The organism is Rhodococcus sp. 2H158 (genome assembly GCF_053764755.1).
In genome coordinates, this window is record NZ_JBSNCE010000022.1 from 78,117 (window position 1) to 98,296 (window position 20,180).

The 20,180-nt window shown below is 71.7% G+C and carries 16 protein-coding genes; 12 read left to right on the forward strand and 4 right to left on the reverse strand.

What is annotated here, in order from left to right; translation table 11 throughout:
- The first annotated feature begins 203 nt into the window (after nucleotides 1–203).
- Genes gltB through ACWPOB_RS20845 form a run of 4 tightly spaced genes read left to right on the forward strand, consistent with a single transcriptional unit; the run spans nucleotide 204 to nucleotide 6,857 of the window.
- A complete protein-coding gene (gene gltB / locus ACWPOB_RS20830; protein WP_455401984.1) occupies nucleotides 204–4,685 on the forward strand; it encodes a glutamate synthase large subunit in 4,482 nt (1,493 codons plus the stop codon).
- Nucleotides 4,678–6,171 carry a glutamate synthase subunit beta gene (locus ACWPOB_RS20835; protein ID WP_455401965.1) on the forward strand — a complete coding sequence of 498 codons (1,494 nt, stop codon included), beginning with the start codon at nucleotides 4,678–4,680 and terminating at the stop codon, nucleotides 6,169–6,171. Before gltB ends, ACWPOB_RS20835 begins: the two co-directional genes overlap by 8 nt.
- Nucleotides 6,172–6,217: 46 nt before the next feature.
- Nucleotides 6,218–6,679, forward strand: coding sequence for an SRPBCC family protein (locus tag ACWPOB_RS20840; protein WP_100058699.1), 462 nt, complete (start codon nucleotides 6,218–6,220; stop codon nucleotides 6,677–6,679).
- 28 nt (nucleotides 6,680–6,707) lie between these two features.
- Entirely contained in the window at nucleotides 6,708–6,857 is a 150-nt protein-coding gene (locus ACWPOB_RS20845; protein ID WP_455401966.1) for a hypothetical protein, read from the forward strand.
- 145 nt (nucleotides 6,858–7,002) lie between these two features.
- On the opposite strand, the gene ACWPOB_RS20850 is transcribed toward ACWPOB_RS20845, so the two are convergent.
- A complete protein-coding gene (locus ACWPOB_RS20850; protein WP_455401967.1) occupies nucleotides 7,003–8,445 on the reverse strand; it encodes an alpha,alpha-trehalose-phosphate synthase (UDP-forming) in 1,443 nt (480 codons plus the stop codon).
- Nucleotides 8,446–8,868: 423 nt separating this feature from the next.
- Here ACWPOB_RS20850 and ACWPOB_RS20855 point away from each other — a divergent pair, with 423 nt between their 5' ends.
- Complete coding sequence (locus ACWPOB_RS20855) at nucleotides 8,869–9,408, forward strand: Dps family protein (protein WP_006947051.1); 540 nt, start codon at nucleotides 8,869–8,871, stop codon at nucleotides 9,406–9,408.
- 121 nt (nucleotides 9,409–9,529) lie between these two features.
- Here ACWPOB_RS20855 and ACWPOB_RS20860 read toward each other — a convergent pair whose 3' ends face one another.
- Entirely contained in the window at nucleotides 9,530–9,952 is a 423-nt protein-coding gene (locus tag ACWPOB_RS20860; RefSeq protein ID WP_455401968.1) for a MerR family transcriptional regulator, read from the reverse strand.
- A gap of 479 nt (nucleotides 9,953–10,431) precedes the next feature.
- Here ACWPOB_RS20860 and pyk point away from each other — a divergent pair, with 479 nt between their 5' ends.
- Together pyk and ACWPOB_RS20870 are read left to right on the forward strand one after the other, a co-directional pair.
- A complete protein-coding gene (gene pyk / locus ACWPOB_RS20865) occupies nucleotides 10,432–11,853 on the forward strand; it encodes a pyruvate kinase (protein ID WP_006947055.1) in 1,422 nt (473 codons plus the stop codon).
- Nucleotides 11,850–12,722 (forward strand): acyl-CoA thioesterase, encoded by an 873-nt coding sequence (locus ACWPOB_RS20870; protein ID WP_100056925.1) that lies wholly within the window; start codon nucleotides 11,850–11,852, stop codon nucleotides 12,720–12,722. The genes pyk and ACWPOB_RS20870 overlap by 4 nt, the downstream gene beginning before the upstream one ends.
- Before the next feature lie 117 nt (nucleotides 12,723–12,839).
- On the opposite strand, the gene ACWPOB_RS20875 is transcribed toward ACWPOB_RS20870, so the two are convergent.
- Nucleotides 12,840–13,490, reverse strand: a complete 651-nt coding sequence (locus tag ACWPOB_RS20875) for a TetR/AcrR family transcriptional regulator (RefSeq protein ID WP_455401969.1) — start codon at nucleotides 13,488–13,490, stop codon at nucleotides 12,840–12,842.
- 80 nt (nucleotides 13,491–13,570) lie between these two features.
- Here ACWPOB_RS20875 and ACWPOB_RS20880 point away from each other — a divergent pair, with 80 nt between their 5' ends.
- Complete coding sequence (locus ACWPOB_RS20880) at nucleotides 13,571–14,524, forward strand: NAD(P)-dependent alcohol dehydrogenase (RefSeq protein ID WP_455401970.1); 954 nt, start codon at nucleotides 13,571–13,573, stop codon at nucleotides 14,522–14,524.
- A gap of 65 nt (nucleotides 14,525–14,589) precedes the next feature.
- Nucleotides 14,590–15,249: a uridine kinase gene (locus ACWPOB_RS20885; RefSeq protein ID WP_455401971.1), complete on the forward strand. Its 660-nt coding sequence runs from the start codon at nucleotides 14,590–14,592 to the stop codon at nucleotides 15,247–15,249.
- Nucleotides 15,250–15,390: 141 nt separating this feature from the next.
- Here ACWPOB_RS20885 and ACWPOB_RS20890 read toward each other — a convergent pair whose 3' ends face one another.
- The gene (locus tag ACWPOB_RS20890) at nucleotides 15,391–15,873 is read right to left on the reverse strand and encodes an adenosine-specific kinase (RefSeq protein WP_100056929.1); all 483 of its coding nucleotides are present in this window, start codon (nucleotides 15,871–15,873) and stop codon (nucleotides 15,391–15,393) included.
- A gap of 489 nt (nucleotides 15,874–16,362) precedes the next feature.
- Here ACWPOB_RS20890 and acsA point away from each other — a divergent pair, with 489 nt between their 5' ends.
- The 3 genes from acsA to ACWPOB_RS20905 are packed head-to-tail and all read left to right on the forward strand — an operon-like array spanning nucleotide 16,363 to nucleotide 20,176.
- Nucleotides 16,363–18,198 carry an acetate--CoA ligase gene (acsA, locus tag ACWPOB_RS20895; RefSeq protein ID WP_455401972.1) on the forward strand — a complete coding sequence of 612 codons (1,836 nt, stop codon included), beginning with the start codon at nucleotides 16,363–16,365 and terminating at the stop codon, nucleotides 18,196–18,198.
- The gene (gene pdhA, locus ACWPOB_RS20900; RefSeq protein WP_100056931.1) at nucleotides 18,195–19,205 is read left to right on the forward strand and encodes a pyruvate dehydrogenase (acetyl-transferring) E1 component subunit alpha; all 1,011 of its coding nucleotides are present in this window, start codon (nucleotides 18,195–18,197) and stop codon (nucleotides 19,203–19,205) included. The genes acsA and pdhA overlap by 4 nt, the downstream gene beginning before the upstream one ends.
- Complete coding sequence (locus tag ACWPOB_RS20905; protein WP_100056932.1) at nucleotides 19,202–20,176, forward strand: alpha-ketoacid dehydrogenase subunit beta; 975 nt, start codon at nucleotides 19,202–19,204, stop codon at nucleotides 20,174–20,176. Before pdhA ends, ACWPOB_RS20905 begins: the two co-directional genes overlap by 4 nt.
- Nucleotides 20,177–20,180: the final 4 nt, after the last annotated feature.

A 20,180-nucleotide genomic window follows, 5' to 3' on the forward strand; every position in this document is an offset into this window, starting at 1 on the left:
CCTCTCGCGCGGCCGGCCGTCGCGCGCGTAGACTGGCCGCCACCGGGACCGATCCCCGGTTCGATCGTCGGGCGGAACTGGTCCGGCCACCCATACCGCAGCGCACGCCCGTCGTGGCGACCCCGTCGGGGCCGCCCATCCGATGACGCGCGACGTCGCCCCCACACCGGCGACGTGGAGGTGGACCGGTGCGGCATTCCGGGATGCCCGAGGCCCGCGGACTCTACGACCCCGACCGCGAATCGGATTCCTGCGGCGTGGGCGCGATCGTCGACCTGCGCGGCCGCAGCACCCACCGCACGGTCGCCGACGCGCTCACCGAGCTGCGCAACCTCGGCCACCGCGGCGCCTGCGGTCGCGAACCCGCCAGCGGCGACGGCGCCGGCATCACCCTCGCGGTCCCCGCCGCGCTCCTCGACGCCGTCACCGGCTTCGAGCTCCCGCCGCCGGGGTGCTACGCCACCGGCCTGTGCTTTCTGCCCCGCGACCCGCGGCGCCGGGCGACGGCGCGACGACGGATCCACGCGCTCGCGGCCGAGGAGGATCTCCAGATCCTCGGCTGGCGCGAGGTTCCCGTCGACCCGTCCGGCCTCGGGCGCACCGCCGGAGCGTGCCGACCCCACATCAGCCAGCTGTTCGTCGCCGCCCCGCGCGCGGGCGGCGCCCGGCCCGCCGGCGTGGACCTCGACCGGCGGGTGTATCCGCTGCGGCGCCGCGCCGAGCACACCGGCGACGTCTATTTCCCGTCGCTGTCCGCCCGCACCGTCGTCTACAAGGGCATGCTCACGGCACAGCAGTTGCCGGCGTTCTTCCCCGACCTGCGCGATCCGCGCTGCGCCAGCCCGATCGCGCTCGTGCACAGCCGATTCTCCACCAACACCTTCCCGTCGTGGCGGCTCGCCCAACCGTTCCGGTACAGCGCCCACAACGGCGAGATCAACACGATCCGCGGCAACCGCAACCGGATGCACGCCCGCGAGGGACTCCTGCGCACCGGCCTGCTGCCCGGCGACCTGACCCGGTTGTTCCCGGTCTGCGCCCCCGACATGTCGGACTCGGCCTCCCTCGACGAGGTCCTCGAACTGCTCCACCTCGCCGGGCGCTCGCTGCCGCACGCGGTGACCATGCTCGTCCCGCCCGCATGGGAGAACGAGCCCGACCTCGATCCCCGGCGACGCGCCTTCCACCGCTTCCACGCCGCGCTGCTCGAACCGTGGGACGGGCCGGCGTGCCTGCCCTTCACCGACGGACGGCTGTTCGGTGCCGTGCTCGACCGCAACGGGCTGCGACCCGGCCGGTGGTGCCGCACCGCCGACGACCGCGTCCTGTTTGGCAGTGAAACCGGAATCCTCGACGTGCCACCGGAACACATCGTGCACAAGGGCCGGCTCGAGCCGGGCCGGATGCTCCTCGTCGACACCGTCGCCGGCCGCATCGTGCCGCCCGACGAACTGCTCGACACCCTCGCCGCCGCCCACCCCTACGGTCGGTGGCTGCGTGACGGGCAGATCGACCTGGCGGATCTGCCCCGCCCGGGCGGGCACCCCGCCCCGGACCACGACCCGAGCCGGACGCACCGGCTGTTCGGGTACACCCGCGAGGACCTCGAGGTGCTGCTCGAACCGATGGCCGCGACCGGTGCCGAACCGCTCGGCTCGATGGGCGCCGACATCGCCCCCGCGGTGCTGTCGCCGCGCCCCCGGCTGCTCTACGACTACGTCGTCGAACTGTTCGCGCAGGTCACCAACCCGCCGTTGGACGCGATCCGCGAACGGGTCGTCACCTCGATGCGGCGCGTCGCCGGCCCGGAGGACAACCTGTTCGACGCGTCCCCGAAGTCGTGCCGGCAACTGGTGCTGCCCGGTCCGGTCCTCGACACCGACGAACTCGCCGCCGTCGCGGCACTCGGCCCGGACGGGCCGCGCCCGGCCCTCGCCTCTCGGGTCCTGCCCGCGCACTTCGCGGCCGGCGGCGACCCCGGCGAGGCCCTCGCCGCCGGGCTCGCGGACCTGCGCCGCGCCGCCGACGCCGCCATCGACGCCGGCCGGGGCATCCTGATCGTCACCGACCGCGGTTGCGGTCCGGACCGCGTCCCCATCCCGTCCCTGCTCGCCGTCTCCGCCGTGCACCACCACCTCGTCCGCACGCGGCGGCGCACCCGCGTCGCGCTGATCGCCGAATCCGGGGATGCGCGCGAGGTCCACCACGTGGCCGCCCTCGTCGGATTCGGCGCCGCGTCGGTATGCCCCTACGTCGCCCTCGACACCGTGCGCTCACTCGCGGCCGCTGGGCGCATCCCCGGCACGGACCCGACCACGGCCGCGGCGAACTACCGGCGCGCCGTCGTCTCCGGGGTTCGCGAGGTGATGGCCAAGCTCGGTATCTCCACCCTCGCCTCGTACACGGCGGCGCAGACGTTCGAGGCCGTCGGCCTCGCCCGCGAGGTCGTGGACGCGTACCTTCCCGGCACCGTCTCCCGGCTGGGCGGCGCGGGCCTCGCCGACCTGGCCCGCGATGCCCGTCGCCGGCACCGGACCGCGTTCGAGGATCGGTGCGCCGAAACGACTCTCGACAGTGGGGGCGTCTACCGGTATCGACGCGACGGCGAACCTCACCTGTTCACCCCGGAGACGGTGTTCCTGCTGCAGCACGCGACCCGCACCGGGCGGGCGGACGTCTACGCGCGGTACTGCGCCGAGATCGACCGGCTCGCCGCCGCGGGCGGAACCCTGCGCGGGCTGTTGCGCACCGTCGCCGCGGATCCGATCCCGCTCGACGAGGTCGAGCCGGTGGAGGACATCGTGCGCCGCTTCGCCACGGGGGCGATGAGTTACGGTTCGATCTCCGGTGAGGCGCACGAGACCCTCGCCGTCGCGATGAACCGCCTCGGCGGCCGGTCGAACTCGGGGGAGGGCGGGGAGGATCCCGACCGCCTCGGTGACCCGCTGCGCCGCAGCGCCGTCAAGCAGGTCGCCAGCGGCCGCTTCGGTGTCACCGCCGCCTACCTCGCCGACGCGACCGACCTGCAGATCAAGATGGCGCAGGGAGCGAAACCCGGTGAAGGTGGCCAGCTTCCGGGCCACAAGGTGTACCCGTGGATCGCCCGCACCCGGCATGCCACCACGGGCGTCGGGCTGATCTCCCCGCCGCCGCACCACGACATCTACTCCATCGAGGACCTCGCCGAGCTCGTCCACGACCTGCGGTGCGCCAACCCGCAGGCCCGCATCCACGTCAAGCTCGTCAGCGGCGTCGGCGTCGGCATCGTCGCCGCCGGCGTCGCCAAGGCCCATGCCGACGTGGTGCTGATCTCCGGCCACGACGGCGGCACCGGGGCGGCCCTGCTCACCGCCCTGCAGCACACCGGCACCCCGTGGGAGATCGGGCTCGCCGAAACCCAGCAGACCCTCGTGCTGAGCGGCCTGCGCGACCGCATCACCGTGCAGTGCGACGGCGGGCTGCGCACTGGCCGCGACGTGATGATCGCGGCGCTGCTCGGCGCCGAGGAATTCGGGTTCGCCACGGCGCCCCTGGTGGTCCTCGGCTGCATCCTCATGCGGGTGTGCCACCTCGACACGTGTCCCGTCGGCATCGCCACCCAGAACCCCGAACTGCGGGAGAAGTTCACCGGCAGAGCGGAATTCGTGGAGCAGTTCTTCCGGTTCGTCGCCGGGGACGTGCGCCGGCGGCTCGCGACGCTGGGCCTGCCCCGCCTCGACGACGCCGTCGGCCGCGTCGACCTGCTCGAACCCGACGCGGCGCTCGAGCACTGGCGTCGCCGCGGACTCGACCTCGCCCCCCTGTTCACCCCGCCGGCCGACGCCCTCGGGGCGCCCCCGCAGCGCCGCCGCACCCGCCCCGCCGCCGGACCACCCGACGCGCCGCTGGACCGTGACCTCATCGCCCGCGCGGCCCCCGCCCTCGACGACGGTCGGCCCGTGCATCTCACCGCCGCCGTCACCAACCGCGACCGCGCCGTCGGCACCCTGCTCGGCTGGACCGCCGGTCGACGGTGCCCCACCGGCCTGCCCGACGACACGGTGCGGATCGACCTGTACGGCAGCGCCGGGCAGTCCCTCGGTGCCTTCCTGCCCGTCGGCATCACCGTCACCGTCACCGGCGACGCCAACGACTATGTCGCCAAGGGCCTGTCCGGCGGACGGGTGGTGGTGCGCCCCGACCCGGCCGCGCCGTTCGACCCGCACGAGCAGATCGTCGCCGGCAACACCGTCCTGTACGGGGCCACCTCCGGGGAGCTGTTCCTGCACGGCCGGGTGGGGGAGCGCTTCGCGGTGCGCAATTCCGGCGCCGACGCCGTGTGCGAGGGCACCGGCGACCATGCCTGCGAGTACATGACCGGGGGCCGCGTCGTGATCCTCGGCGCCACCGGCCGCAACCTCGGCGCCGGCATGTCCGGGGGGCTGGCCTACGTCCTCGACCTCGAGCCCGGCCGCGTCAACACCGCCTCCGTGCACCTGCAACCCGTCGACGACGGCGATCTCGCTCCGCTGCATGACCTGATCGCCCGCCACCACGTGCGCACCGGATCGGCGGTCGCCGGGGAGATCCTCGCCGAATGGCCCGGCAGCGCGGTCCGGTTCACCGCGGTGGTGCCCGAGGATCTGATCCGTGTCCGCGCCGCGGCAGGCGAGCGGCCCACCCCGGTGGGAGCCGACGGTGCCTGATCCCCGCGGATTCCTGCGCTACGACCGACGCGAACCGCCGCGCCGGCCCGCCGCCGAGCGCGTCCGCGACTGGGCGGAGGTGCACCGGGCGCAGCCCCCGGACGAGGAGGTGCGCTCGCTCCGGGAGCAGGCCGCCCGCTGCATGGACTGCGGTATCCCCTTCTGCCACAGCGCCGGCACCGGCTGCCCGCTCGGCAACCTCATCCCCGAATGGAACGACCTGGTGCGTCGTGACCTGTGGGCCGAGGCCGCCGACCGGCTGCACGCCACCGACAACTTTCCCGAGTTCACCGGCCGGCTGTGCCCGGCACCCTGTGAATCCGCCTGCGTGCTCGCCCGGGACGACCACACCGCGGGTGTGACCGTCGAACGGATCGAGCGGGCGATCGCCGACCGGGCCTGGGCCGACGGCCGCGTGCCGCCGCGCCCCCCGGCCCGCAGCACCGGGAGATCCGTCGCCGTCGTCGGCTCCGGCCCGGCGGGTCTCGCCGCGGCCCAGCAGCTCACCCGTGCCGGGCACGCCGTGACCGTCCTCGAACGCGCCGACCGGCTCGGCGGCCTGCTGCGCTACGGCATCCCGGCGTTCAAGATGGACAAGGCCCTCGTCGACAGGCGCCTCGCGCAGATGCGCGCCGAGGGCACGGTCTTCCGCACCGGCACCGAGGCCGGGGTCGACCCGGATGTCGCCACGCTGCGGGCCGGCTTCGACGCGGTGGTCCTCGCGGTCGGGGCCGGCCGCGCCCGCGACCTGGCCGTCCCGGGGCGGGAACTCGGCGGGGTGCATCCCGCGATGGAGTACCTCGTCGCCGCCAACCACGAATGCGAGGGCGACGGGCCGGCGGCCCTCACCGCCGCCGGACGGCACGTGGTGATCGTCGGCGGCGGGGACACCGGCGCCGACTGCTTCGGCACCGCACTGCGTCAGGGCGCGCGTTCCGTCACCCAGCTCGACTATCGGCCCCGGCCGCCCGGACGCCGCGACGAGGACGTCACGCCGTGGCCGCTCGCGCCGTGGGTGCTGCGGACGGCGCCCGCGCACGAGGAGGGCGGGACCCGCCGGTTCGAAGTGACGGTGCAGCGCTTCGTCGGTTCCCGTGGGCGGGCGCGGGCGCTCGAACTGGCCGAGGTCGACGCGCGCCGCACCCCCCTCGGGGACCCCTTCGAGATTCCCTGCGACCTCGCCCTCCTTGCCGTCGGATTCGAAGGGGTGCAGCGCGGACCGCTCCTCGACGCCCTCGGCCTGAGCCCCGGCGTCCGGGGCACTCTCGACTGTGACGAGCGCTGGCAGACCTCGGTTCCGGGGGTGTTCGTGTGCGGGGACGCCCACCGCGGTGCGTCGCTGGTGGTGTGGGCGATCGCCGAGGGACGCGCGGCGGCGCGCGGTGTGGACGCGTTCCTCACGGGGGAGTCGGCGCTGCCGGCACCGGTCCATCCCCGGTCGCTGCACCTGGACCCCCGGCGTTTCCCGGCTCGGCCGCCCGGGTAGGCCACCTCGTGAGCGGCCGCACCGGTCGCCGCAGGAAAGGAGCGTCATGAGCACGATCACCGAGTCGGTCGACGTCCATGTCCCGATCCGTACGGCCTACAACCAGTGGACGCAGTTCGAGGAGTTCCCCCGTTTCATGGAGGGCGTCGAGCGGATCCGCCAGATCGACGACACCCACACCCACTGGGTCGTCAAGGTCGCCGGCGGGACGAAGGAGTTCGACGCCACGATCACCGAGCAGCATCCGGACGAGCGCGTCGCATGGAGGTCCGACGCCGGGCCGGACCACGCCGGCGTGATCACCTTCCACCGGCTCGACGACACCAACACGCGGGTCACCGCGCAGATGGACATCGACCCCGAGGGCTTCTACGAGAACGTCGCCGACAAGCTCGGCCTCCTCGATCGCCGCGTGAAGAGCGACATGCAGCACTTCAAGCAGTTCATCGAGGAACGCGGCGTCGCCGACGGCGCATGGCGCGGCGAGGTCGATCGTCCCGGCCCGTGACCGCGGACTTCCGGCCGAAGGAGAATCCGTGACGGAGAAGAAGTCGACCGACGACAACCGGCCCAAGGGGGGTCGGCCCGGCCCGGTGGACGAGGGCAAGGACGGCGGCATGGCGACTCGGGAGCACGCCCCGGAGATCGCCGAGAACCCCACCGCCGAGAACTCCTCCGACGACTGATCGCAGATCCCGGAAGGGGCGGTGCGGCCGAACCGCATCGCCCCTTCCGCCGTCGCACGGCTGTCGACGGTCACGGCGTGCCGGGGTCGAGGGCGTCCTCCGTCGGCGCCGCCGACCCCGCTTCGAGCCCGCGCCCGGCCGTGATTCAGGCGCTCGCGGCCGCGGTGGTGCCGGATCCGCTCGCGCGCAGGTCCGTGAGGAAGGCGTTGGCCCACCGGTCGACGTCGTGGTGGAGCACCTGGGTACGCAGGGACTGCATCCGGCGCGCCGCCGTCGCCGCATCCTCGGTGGCGGCGATGACGATCGCGCGTTTGACGGCGTCGAGATCGTGCGGGTTGACCAGATGAGCGCGGCGCAGCTCGCTGGCCGCCCCGGTGAACTCGCTCAGAACGAGGGCACCGGTACCGTCGGTCCGGCAGGCGATGTACTCCTTGGCGACGAGGTTCATGCCATCGCGCAGGGGCGTGACGAGCATGACGTCCGCCGCGCTGTACAGGGCCATGAGCTCGTCGCGGTCGACGGGCCGGTGCAGGTAGTGCACCACCGGCCGGCCCAGCTGCCCGTACTCGCCGTTGAGGTGGCCCACCTTGCGCTCGATGTCCTCGCGCAACTGGGCGTAGGCGGACACACGCTCGCGACTCGGGGTGGCCAGCTGCACCATGACGACCTTCTCGGGGTCGAGGGTGCCCTCGTCGAGCAGCTCGTGCAGCGCCTCGAGCCGAATGTCGATGCCCTTGGTGTAGTCGAGCCGGTCCACGCCCAGCAGCAGGGTCTCGGGGTTGCCGAGTTCCTCGCGAACCTGCGCGGCCCGCTCGCGGATGTGAGGGGACCGGACGCGTTCGGCGAAGTGGGCCGAGTCGATCGAGATGGGGAAAGCGCCGACCTGCACCCGCCGGTCGCCGACGTCGACGGTGCCCACGCACGAGTCCAGGTCGGAGTGCGCGCTCGTGTGCAGTCCGAGCAGCCGCTGTGCCAGGAACAGGAAGTTGCGGGCGCCGCCGGGCAGGTGGAAGCCCACCAGGTCGGCGCCGAGCAGGCCCTCCACGACGGCGGTGCGCCACGGCAGTTGCAGGAACAGCTCGGTGGGCGGGAAGGGGATGTGCAGGAAGAAGCCGATCTTCAGGTCGGGCCGGAGGTCGCGCAGCATCTTGGGTACGAGCTGGAGCTGGTAATCGTGCACCCACACGGTCGCGCCCGGGGCGGCCGCGTCGGCCGCGGCCTCGGCGAAGCGGCGGTTGACCGCGACGTATGTCCGCCACCACGTCCGGTCGTAGAGGGGAGCCACGATCGCGTCGTGGTACAGCGGCCACAGCGTCGCGTTGGAGAATCCCTCGTAGTAGCCGGCGACCTCGCCTTCGGTGAGGGAGACCGGATGCAGCGTGATGCCGTCCTCGGTGAACGGATCGAAGGCGACGTCGGGGGCGCCGGGCCAGCCCACCCACGCGCCGTCGGCGGCGCGCAGCACCGGCTCCAGGGCGGTGACGAGCCCGCCCGGGCTGCGGCGCCACCCGCCGCGCCCGTCGTCGGCCGACGGGTCGTAGTCCACCGGGAGCCGATTGGCCACCACCACCAGGTCCGCTGCGGTCATCGCGTCGCGCCTCCTTGCTCGACACCGGGGCCGGTCGCTCCGGCAACTGCCGTCGAACTCGTACTTATGACAAGTAGTTTTTGTGTATCACCCGTGGCGGGGCGCGGAGGCACTTCGCTGCGCTCGGTATCCCGGGAAGCCGCGCCCCCGCACCCCACCGTTAGATAATCTGTCTCGCACAATAGAAATTTTGTCAAATGGAAGGTGCAATTCCTGCGGACGACCGGTGCGGCGCGGCAGGGGAGGGGATCGACGATGTCCTTCTCGTGGAGGGGGTTGCACGGGCTTGCTTCCCGGCGGTTTCGGCGCCCTGGCGCCGGGGTAATCCGGCTGCGGGGTGCCCGGCACCCACGTGCCGACACCGGCGGGCCGGCGAGACGGCCCGCGGAGGCACTACACACGAGCCTGTAGGAGGAATCGAAGATGGCGAAGTTCACCGTCCCCGGCCTGAGTGACAGCGAGGGTGTCCGGGTGGCCGAAGTGCTGCAGAATCGGCTCAGCGCCTACAACGACCTGCACCTCACCCTCAAGCACGTTCACTGGAACGTCGTGGGACCGAACTTCATCGGCGTGCACGAGATGATCGATCCGCAGGTCGACGCGGTCCGCGGATTCGCCGACGACGTCGCCGAACGCATCGCCGCGCTCGGGTCGTCCCCGAAGGGGACCGCGGGCGCGATCGAGAAGGACCGTTCGTGGGACGACTACTCGGTGGGGCGGGACACCGCCCAGGCCCACCTCGCCGCCCTCGACCTGGTGTACGACGGCGTGATCGGGGACTGCCGCAAGGCGATTTCGGAGGTCGGGGAGATCGATCCGATCACCGAGGACCTGCTCATCGGGCAGACGCGCGACCTCGAGAAGTTCCAGTGGTTCGTCCGGGCGCACCTCGAGAACTCGGCCGGAACCCTCGCGCACGAGGGTGCGCGCACCGAACGGCAGGCCGCGGACGAAGCCCGCTGAGCGAGCGAGCCGCCGGCCGGGGTCCTTCGCCCGCCGCTGCGCGCAGACGTCACCGGCCGCCGGACAGCGCATTCCACACCCCGCGCCGTCCGGCGGTCGGTGGGTGTCCGTCGGAGGTCGCTCAGCTGTTGCCGTTGTCCGCCCGCAGGCGCGCGTTGTCCGACTCGAGTCGCGCATTGGCATCCTCGAGCCGGGCCTTGTCGGATTCCAGGCGAGCCTTGTCCGATTCGAGCCGAGCATTGTGGGATTCGAGACGTGCGTTGTGGGACGCCAGCTCGGCGTGGTTCGACTCGAGGCGGAAGATCTGGGCGATGCCGGCCAGATTGATGCCCTCGGCGAGGAGTTCGCCGATGCGTCGCAGACGCGCCACGTCCTCGTCGCTGTAGCGGCGGGTGCCGCCTTCGGTGCGCGCGGGGCTGAGCAGTCCGCGGCGTTCGTACAGGCGCATGGACTGCGGATCGACCCCGGACAGCTCGGAGGCCACCGAGATGCCGTAGACACCGCGGCGCGAGTGCGGTACCGGCTCCTTCCTCGTTCTCTCCATTCCAGATTCCCTCGTTCGGTGTTCCTCGCTGCCATGGCCTCCGGTGTGCCGAATCTACCCGATCACCACAGAAAACCTTCCGTGTCGGAGACAATTCCCGGGCGACACCGGCGCGGGCCCGAACCGCCGGGGAACGGGCCCTCCGGTACGAATATCTCACTTGTATGACACATATTTATGCATCGCGTGGAGTGTCCGCGATCGACGCCTCGCCGGTGTCTCCGTGCCCTGCCCCCGCCGTCCGGACGGGGATGCCGTCCTGCGCCGCGGGCGCACCCCGCCGGATCCGTCTCCGTCGCAGTGGGTTCCGCGGGCCACTCCGGCACCGACGAGATCGGGCGCCGCATCCGGCGGAGGTGCGGGGACGGCCGGACCGATGCCCGGGGCAACCGGACGTCGGTCCTCGGCCGAGCGGGCACGGCGTCGGCGCTGCACCGGCTGTGCTCCGCCGCCGCCGCACGGGTACTAGGCTCGACCGCGTGACCCGACGCACCAAGATCGTTTGCACCATGGGCCCGGCCACGGCAGACCCCGAGGTCCTGAGGGAACTCGTCGACGCCGGGATGGACGTGGCCCGCCTCAACTTCAGCCACGGCGAACACGCCGATCACGAGGCCCACTACCGCCGCGTGCGGGAGGCCTCCGATACCAGCGGGCATGCCGTCGGCATCCTCGCCGACCTGCAGGGCCCGAAGATCCGCCTCGGCCGGTTCGCCGAGGGGCCGACGGTGTGGAATACCGGCGAGATCGTCCGGATCACCGTCGACGACGTCGAGGGAACCCACGACCGGGTCTCGACCACCTACAAGCAGCTCGCCGACGACGCGCGTCCGGGGGATCGCCTGCTCGTCGACGACGGCAAGGTCGGCCTGGTCGTCGAGCACGTCGAGGGCAGGGATGTGGTCTGCCGCGTCACCGAGGGTGGGCCGGTCAGCAACAACAAGGGCGTGTCCCTGCCGGGGATGAACATCTCGGTGCCGGCGCTGTCGGAGAAGGACATCGAGGATCTCGAGTTCGCCATGCGGCTCGGCGTGGACTTCGTCGCCCTGTCGTTCGTGCGCTCCCCGGCCGACATCGAGCTCGTGCACGAGGTGATGGATCGGGTGGGCCACCGCGTGCCGGTGATCGCCAAGCTCGAGAAGCCCGAGGCCATCGAGAATCTCGAGGCGGTCGTGCTGGCGTTCGATGCGGTGATGGTCGCCCGCGGTGACCTCGGCGTCGAGATGCCGCTCGAGGAGGTGCCGCTGGTGCAGAAGCGGGCGATCCAGATCGCCCGCGAGAACGCCAAGCCCGTCATCGTGGCCACGCAGATGCTCGAGTCGATGATCGAGAACTCCCGGCCGACCCGCGCCGAGGCCTCCGACGTCGCCAACGCGGTGCTCGACGGTGCGGACGCGGTGATGCTCTCCGGCGAGACGTCGGTGGGCAAGTACCCGGTCGAGACGGTGCGGACGATGGCCCGCATCATCGCGGCCGTGGAGTCCGATCCCACCCGGGTGCCGGCGCTGACCCACGTGCCGCGCACCAAGCGCGGGGTGATCTCCTACGCGGCGCGCGACATCGGCGAGCGGCTCGACGCCAAGGCGCTGGTGGCGTTCACCCAGTCCGGCGACACGGTGCGACGCCTGGCACGGCTGCACACCCGGCTGCCGCTGCTGGCGTTCACCCCGGTGCCGCACATCCGCAGCCAGCTGGCGCTGACATGGGGCACCGAGACCTTCTCCGTCGAGCCGGTCGACACGACCGACGTGATGGTGCAGCAGGTCGACGCGGCGCTGCTCTCGCTCGGCCGGTACCAGCGCGGCGACCTCGTGGTCATCGTGGCCGGGTCCCCGCCCGGCCGCTCCGGGTCGACCAACCTGATCCACGTGCACCGGATCGGGGAGAAGGACACCCATTGAGCCGTCGCACCGCGACCGATCTCGAGGTCCTCGTCGACCTGCTCGATCTCGAGCAGGTCGACGAGGACCTCTACCGGGGTGAGCACCCGACCCAGGTGGGCAGCCGCACCTTCGGCGGCCAGCTCGTCGCTCAGGCCCTGATCGCGGCCGGCCGCACGGTCGGGGACCGGCCGGTGCACGCGCTCAACGCCCACTTCATCCGCGGCGGTGACGTCAAGGCGCCGATCGAGTACCGGGTCGTCCGGCACCGCGACGGCCGGGATTTCGCGAACCGCATGGTCACCGCCTCCCAGAACGGCCAGGAGCTGTTCGTCATGCTCGCCGCCTTCCAGCGGTGGGGCAAAGGGCTCGAGCATGCGGTGAGCGTTCCCGAGGTGCCCTACCCGGATGTGCTGCCGCCGCTCGGGGACCACCTGTCCGGGTTCGAGGATCACCTGCCGCACTTCGTCAACGCCCTCAAGCCGATCGACATGCGGTACGCCAACGACCCCGCCTGGATCCTCAAGGGCACCGGGGAGCGCCTCTCGCACAACCGGGTGTGGATGCGCGCCGACGGCGCGCTGCCCGAGGACACGCTCCTGCACGCCGCCACCCTGGCCTACAGCTCCGATACCACCGTGCTCGACTCGATCCTCACCACCCACGGGCTGTCCTGGGGGCTGGACCGGATCGTCGCCGCCACCGTCAACCACTCCATGTGGTTCCACCGGCCGGTCCGGTTCGACGAATGGACGTTGTACGCCACCGAGTCCCCGGTCGCGGCGGGATCGCGCGGGCTGGCGACGGGCCGCTACTTCACCCTCGAGGGGGAACTCGTGGCGACGGTCGTGCAGGAGGGGCTGATCCGGCATTTCCCGCGCCGCGGCTGACGTGGGCGACCGTGGCCGCGCCACCGCCCGCCGCGGGGGCGTGGACACGGTCGCCCTCGCCGTCACCGCTCGACCCGCCGCCTGCCGCGCAGTCCCTCGTCCCACGCGGGGCGCATCTCATTCCTCCACCCGGCTACGGCGGTGCTCGAGTTCGTCCAGGATCAGCCCCAGTCCGTAGTCGAACTCGTCCGCGAACGAGTAGTCCTTTCCGATCACCAGCTCGCCGACCATTTCCGCCAGGTAGGGGTAGGCGTCGGCCGGCACGTCGATCTCCGAGGCGAACTCCTCCGCGCCGTCCGCCGACGCGAAGGGCAGTTTCAGTTCGGTGAGCACGAAACCGTACACATATGCGTCGATCACCGAGAAGGCGTGGGACGCAAGGGCAACCGGGAAGCCGTTCGTGCGCAGGCAACCGAGCACGGCGTCGTGGTGCCGCAAGAGCGACGGGCCGGGCGAACGACGGGACTCGATCAAGGTCAGCGCCCAAGGATGCCGGGCGAGCACGTTCCGCGCCGAGGTCGCCCGGTGGAACATGGCATGGCGCCACGGTTCACCCGGTCCGGGCAGCACGATTCCCGCGAAGATCCAGTCCGCGAGCCCATCGAGCAGATCGTCCTTGTTGGCGACGTGGTGGTAGAGCGACATTGCCTCCACACCGAGTTCCTTGCCGACGTTGCGCATGCTCACCGCGGTGAGGCCGCCGCGGTCGGCTACGCGAACCGCGGCCTCGATGATCCCGATGCGGCTCAGTGCCGGCCGTTCGTTCATGTCTCCCTCACGACTCTTGCGTACTTACAGGCGTAAGCCTAGTCTGCCCGGAGGAGGCTTACATCCGTAAGGGAGGGCTCATGAAGGCTGCAATTGTCGACAGGTACGGGCCACCGCACGTCGTCCGCGTCGCGGAGGTGCCCACTCCGGTCCCCCGGGACACAGATGTCCTCGTACGCGTCGTCGCCGCGGCCGTGACGGCCGCGGACTCGCGGATCCGCGCGGCTCGCTTCCCCCGCGGATTCGGCCCGTTCGCCCGCCTGATGTTCGGCGTGTTCCGGCCCAGGCGAAAGATCCTGGGCAGCACCTTCTCCGGTGTCGTCGAGTCGGTCGGCGCGAAAGTCGGCGGGTACACCCGTGGCGACGAAGTGTGCGGCATGACCGGACTCGCAATGGGGGCGCACGCGGAATACGTCACGGTCCCGGCGGAGCGGGTGGTTCGCAAACCGGCAGCGGTCACTCACGCGGATGCGGCGGCGCTGCTCTTCGGCGGGACCACCGCGTTGCACTTCCTGCGAGACAAGGCCTCGCCGGGACGCGGCGATTCTGTGCTCGTGAACGGGGCGTCGGGCGCGATCGGAACCAACGCCGTTCAGCTGGCCAAGCATTTCGGCGCCACCGTCACGGCCGTCACCAGCACCCCCAATCTCGGCCTCGTCTCCGACCTCGGCGCCGACAAGGTCATCGACTACACGATCACCGACGTGTCCGACCTGACAGACCGGTTCGACGTCGTACTCGACACCGTCGGCAACCTCACCCCCTCATCGGGACGGAAGCTCCTCACCGACCGGGGCGTTCTGTTGCTTGCGGTGGCAAACCTGTGGGAGACCATGCGCCCCGGCGCCGATGTCAAGACGGGCGCTGCGCCCGAGCGAACCGAGGACTTCGAGTTCCTCCTCGAGTTGTCGGCCGCCGGTCGGCTCGTCCCCGTCACCGACGACATCGGCGGTCTCGAACAGATCGAATCGGCCCACACGCGAGTGGACTCCGGCCACAAGGTCGGCAACATCATCATCCGGCCCGCGGGGTGACCGCAACGCTCGAAGCTGGGCAGTCGGTCGGCGCCGGTGGCGCTGCGATGCCGGAAACTGGGCTGATGACGATGTTCACCCCGATCAGCCCGGCCGACCTTGCCGGCGTCATCGCCGAACGCGCAGCCGGGCACCGCCGACGGGTGTGCGTCGGGATCTCTGCCGCCGACGCGGCCGCACCGCTGAACCTTGCCGAGGAGGTCGCCGCGCGCCTGCGCGTCGAGGGCCGGCCGGCGGCAGTGCTGTCGCTGCACGACTTCGTGCGCCCGGCCTCGCTCCGTTTCGAGCACGGACGCACCGATCACGAGAGCTACCGGACGAACTGGTTCGACTACGGCGCGCTCGACCGCGAAGTCGTTCGGGGACTTCACGAAAAGAAGCGATGGCTGCCGCGGTTGTGGGACGAGGCGGGGGACCGGTCGGCTCGTGCCCGGCGGGTGGACGCTCCCGACGGTCAGGTGCTCGTGGTCGCCGGCCCGATGTTGCTCGGTCGCGGACTCGACTTCGACGTCGCGGTGCACCTGGCGATGTCGGGGGCCGCGTTGGGCCGGCTGACGCCCGACGAGGATCGCTGGACGATCCCGCCGCTGCTCGAGCACGACGCCGCCGCGGCCGCGGAGGCCGACATCGTCGTGCGGTACGACCATCCGGATCGCCCGGCGGTGCACGCCGCCGGTGCGATCCGGTCCGGGAACGGGGACCGGCGATCCGGTCAGCGGCAATGAGCCGGTCGGCGGGCGGGTCCCGATGCCGGGCGGCCGGCGATTTCACGCACACCGGGCCCTGATGTCGAGCCTCGACCGGTCAACGAGCGGTACATCCCCGCCCCAAGGGCCTTGTGCGCGTCGCATGGGGCGCACGGGCGGTCACAGCTTGTAACCGATCGTGCGCAGCAGTGCCTTGCGGTCGGCGACGTCGGCACTCGTCTCCGCGCCGAGGGGTGGGTTCCCGTCGATCACTCCGGCAATGCCTCGGCCGAGCTCCGTCTCGGCCACGATGATCTCGACGGCGTTGGCCGTGGCGCAGAAGATGCCGCATACCTCCGGTACCTGCTTCAGCGTGTTCAGGATGTTCACCGGATAGCCGTCCTCCACGAACACGAAGAACGAGTGGCCTGCGCCGACCGCCAGGGCGTTGCGCCTGGCCAACTCGACGAGCCGGTCGTCGTTGCCCGAGAAACGCACGAGGCGAGGCCCGGAGGCTTCGCAGAACGCCACACCGAACCGGAGGTGGGGACCCACCCCGGCCAGTGCTTCGTGCAGGTCCTCGACGGTCTTGATGAAGTGGGCCTGCCCGACGACGACGTTCATGTCGTCGGGCTTGTCGATCGCCACGATGTGCAGCTCCACGATCGCCTCCTCGGATGCCCTGCGGCTCGGCAGGCCAGCGTCGACAGACAGTCTGCCCCGCTGGGCAACCCGGGGCAACGACGGGAGAACCGGAGAGGACCGGAGCGGATCTGCCGAACCCCGCCAGGGTGCGGCGGTAGCAGGCCGGATCCGGGATCGGACCGGCTCGGGTTCCCGGCACGCAACATCCCGGATGGTGTTCTCGCCCAGCCGGTCCCGCACCGCGTCAGCGACCGACACCGCCGCCGACGCAGGATCCGGCTCGTGGGGCTGCCCGAAGCCGAAGCCTGCGTCGACGGGGTCCTCGACAGGATCGCCGTCACCGTGAGCCATACCCGCGTGCACCGCTGCGCGCGCCGACAACGCGGGACGGTCGAGGGCCCGGAGGGCTCCCCGTCGTGTCCGTGCGGGTCCGCGACAGCACCCGCACGCCCGCGCGGCGGATGCCCGAGGGACCAATGCCCCTATGCCGGCCGTTCCGGGCGGCGCATGATCGGCTCGACGCGATCTGCACCGGAGGGAGCGGCCGTGACGACCAGCAGCGACGCGGTGATCCGCAAGACGGCCGACGACCTGCGGGTCCGGCCGAACCTGTCGGACTACGAGGCCACCTGTGCCCGGTTCACGTGGGACGAGGCGGCGGCGCAGGTGCCGGGCCCCCCGGGCGGGGGGTGCAACATCGCCTGGTCGGCGGTCGACCGGCATGCCGACGGCCCGCTGCGGGACCGTCCCGCGCTCCGGTTCCTCGGTGCCGGTGACGCGACGGGCCGTATCGACGTCACGGAGTTGTCGTACGGCGACCTCGCAGACCGTGTCCGCCGCTTCACCCGCGTCCTGCGCGACCTCGGAATCGGCAAGGGCGACCGGCTGTTCGTGTTCTCCGGCCGGATCCCCGAGCTGTACATCGCCGTCCTCGGTGCCCTGCGCAACGGCACGGTCGTCACTCCGCTGTTCTCGGCCTTCGGTCCCGAACCCCTGCTCACCCGCCTCGAACTCGGCTCCGCACAGGTATTGGTGACCACGGAGGCGCTGTACCACCGGCGCGTCGCGGGGGTGCGCGACCGGGTGCCGACCCTCGAGCACGTGCTGCTCGTCGGCGACGACGACGCCGCCACCGACGTTCCCGGCACCCTCGACCTGCGGGCCCTGCTCGACGCCGCCGAGCCGGCCGCCGACCCTACCCCCACCACTGCCGACGACCCGTCGTTGCTGCACTTCACGAGCGGCACCACCGGCACCCCGAAGGGGGCGCTGCACGTGCACGGCGCCGTCGTCACCCACTACGCCACCGGCCGCTACGCCCTCGACCTGCATCCCGACGACATCTACTGGTGCACCGCCGATCCCGGCTGGGTGACGGGCACGTCGTACGGCATCGTCGCGCCGCTGCTGCACGGCGTCACCTCGATCGTCGACGAAGCCGAGTTCGACGCCGAACGGTGGTACCGGATCCTGCAGGACCAGCAGATCAGCGTGTGGTACACCGCCCCCACCGCCATCAGGATGCTCATGCGTGCCGGACCCGAGGTCGCGGGACGCTACCGGTTCCCGAACCTGCGGTTCGTCGCCAGCGTCGGCGAGCCGTTGGCACCCGACGCCGTGTGGTGGGGCACCGAGGTGCTGGGGCTGCCCATCCACGACAACTGGTGGCAGACCGAGACCGGCGGCATCATGATCGCCAACACGCCGGCGTTCGACATCAAGCCCGGATCGATGGGCCGGCCCCTGCCCGGCGTCGACGCCCGGATCGTCCGCCGCGACGAGGACGGCACCGTGCACGAGGTCACCGATGCCGACACCGAGGGCGAACTGGCGCTGCGGGCGGGCTGGCCGTCGATGTTCCGCGGCTACCTGAACCAGGACGAGCGCTACCGCAAGTGCTTCGCCGGCGATCTCTACCTCACCGGGGACCTCGCGCGCCGCGACGCCGACGGGTACTTCTGGTTCGTCGGCCGCGCCGACGACGTGATCAAGTCCGCCGGCCACCTCATCGGACCGTTCGAGGTCGAGAGCGCGCTCGCCGAACACCCGGCCGTGCTCGAAGCCGCCGTGATCGGTGTGCCGGACGAGATCCTCGGCGAACGGGTGAAGGCGTTCGTCGTCCTCGAGCGCGGCGTCGAACCCGACGACGCGCTGCGCCGCAAGCTGATCGGGCACGCCCGCGTCCGGCTCGGTGCGGCCGTCGCCCCGAAGGAACTCACGTTCGTCGACTCGCTGCCGCACACCCGCAGCGGCAAGACCCTGCGCCGGCTGCTCAAGGCCCGCGAACTCGGCCTCGCGGAAGGCGACACGTCGACGCTCGAGACCCCGGAGGTGGCCGGATGACCAGCGACACCGACCAGGTCGGCGCCGGATTCCCCTACGACCGCGACTTCGCGCTCGCGCTGCTGGCCGACATGCTGCGCATCCGCCGGATGGAGGAGAAGGCCGCCGAGCTCTACGGCGCCGGCAAGATCCGCGGATTCCTGCACCTGTACGTGGGGGAGGAGGCCGTGGCGGTCGGCGCGCTGCACGCGCTCGACCCGGGCGACACGGTCGTGGGCACCTACCGTGAGCACGGGCACGCCCTGATCCACGGGTTGTCCATGAACGCGATCATGGCGGAGATGTTCGGCAAGCAGGAAGGCTGCTCCCGCGGGCGCGGCGGCTCGATGCACCTGTTCGACGCCGCGACCCGCTTCTACGGCGGCAACGCGATCGTCGGCGGGGGCCTGCCGCTGGCGGTGGGCCTCGCGCTGGCCGACAAGATGCAGAAGATCCCGCGGGTCACCGCGTGCTTCTTCGGCGAGGGGGCGATGGCCGAGGGCGCGTTCCACGAGGCGCTCAACCTCGCGGCCCTGTGGCAGCTGCCGGTGCTGTTCTGCTGTGAGAACAACCTGTACGCCATGGGCACCGCCCTGGCCCGGTCCGAGTCGCAGACCGACCTGTGCGCCAAGGCCGCCGCGTTCGGGGTGCCCACACTCCGGACGGACGGGATGGACGTGCTCGCCGTCCACGAGACGGCCCGGGCCGGGGTCTCTCACGTCCGCAGCACGGGCGGACCGATGTTCCTCGAGTTCCAGACCTACCGATTCCGCGCCCACTCGATGTTCGACCCCGAGCTCTACCGCGACAAGGCCGAGGTCGAACGGTGGAAGGAACGCGGCCCCATCCACACGTTCTCGGCGCGGCTGAAGGCGCTGAACCTGCTCACCGAGGAACAGTTCCAGCAGCTGGACGCGCAGGCCGTGGCCGAGGTCGACGACGCCGTCGCCTTCGCCGAGGCCGGCACCTGGGAGCCGGAGTCCGACCTGCTCCGCGACGTGACCACACCGGCCGGGGAGGCGCCGTGAAACTCAGCTACCGCGAGGCCCTGCGCGCTGCGCTGCACGACGCCCTGAGCGCCGATCCGCGGGTGTTCCTCATGGGCGAGGACATCGGGCGATACGGCGGCACGTACGCCGTGACCAAGGGGCTGCTCGACGAGTTCGGACCCGAACGCATCCGCGACACCCCGCTGTCCGAGCTGGGCTTCGTCGGTGCGGGCATCGGTGCGGCACTCGGCGGGATGCGGCCGATCGTCGAGATCATGACCGTCAACTTCAGCCTGCTGGCGCTCGATCAGATCGTGAACACCGCCGCCGCACTGCGCCACATGTCCGGCGGCCAGTTCTCCGTACCGATCGTGATCCGGATGGCCACCGGCGCCGGGCGGCAGCTGGCCGCGCAGCATTCGCACAGCCTCGAGGCGTGGTACGCGCACATCCCCGGCATCCGGGTGCTGGCCCCGGCGACCGTGCGGGACGCCCGCGGAATGCTCGCCCCCGCTCTCGCGGACCCGGACCCGGTCGTCGTGTTCGAGCACGCACTGCTCTACAACACCACCGCCGACATCGACCCCGACGAACCGGTCGACATCGACAGCGCGCGGGTGCTCCGGCCGGGCGGCGACGTGACCCTCGTCGCCTACGGCGGCACCGTCGGCAAGTGCCTCGTCGCGGCGGAAACCCTGGCGGGCAGCGGAATCGAGGCCGAGGTCGTCGACCTGCGGGTGCTGCGCCCGCTGGACTCGGCCACCGTCGTGGACTCCGTCCGCCGCACCCACCGGGTGGTGGTCGTCGACGAGGGCTGGCGCAGCGTCGGCCTCTCCGCGGAGGTGACCGCCCGGATCGCCGAGGAGGCGTTCTACGACCTCGACGCGCCCGTGGCGCGGGTGTGCAGCGAGGAGGTGCCGGTGCCCTATGCCCGGCACCTGGAGCAGGCGGCGATTCCCCAGCCGGAGAAGATCGTCGCCGCCGTGCAGGCCTTGATGGGCGAGAGCTGAGGAG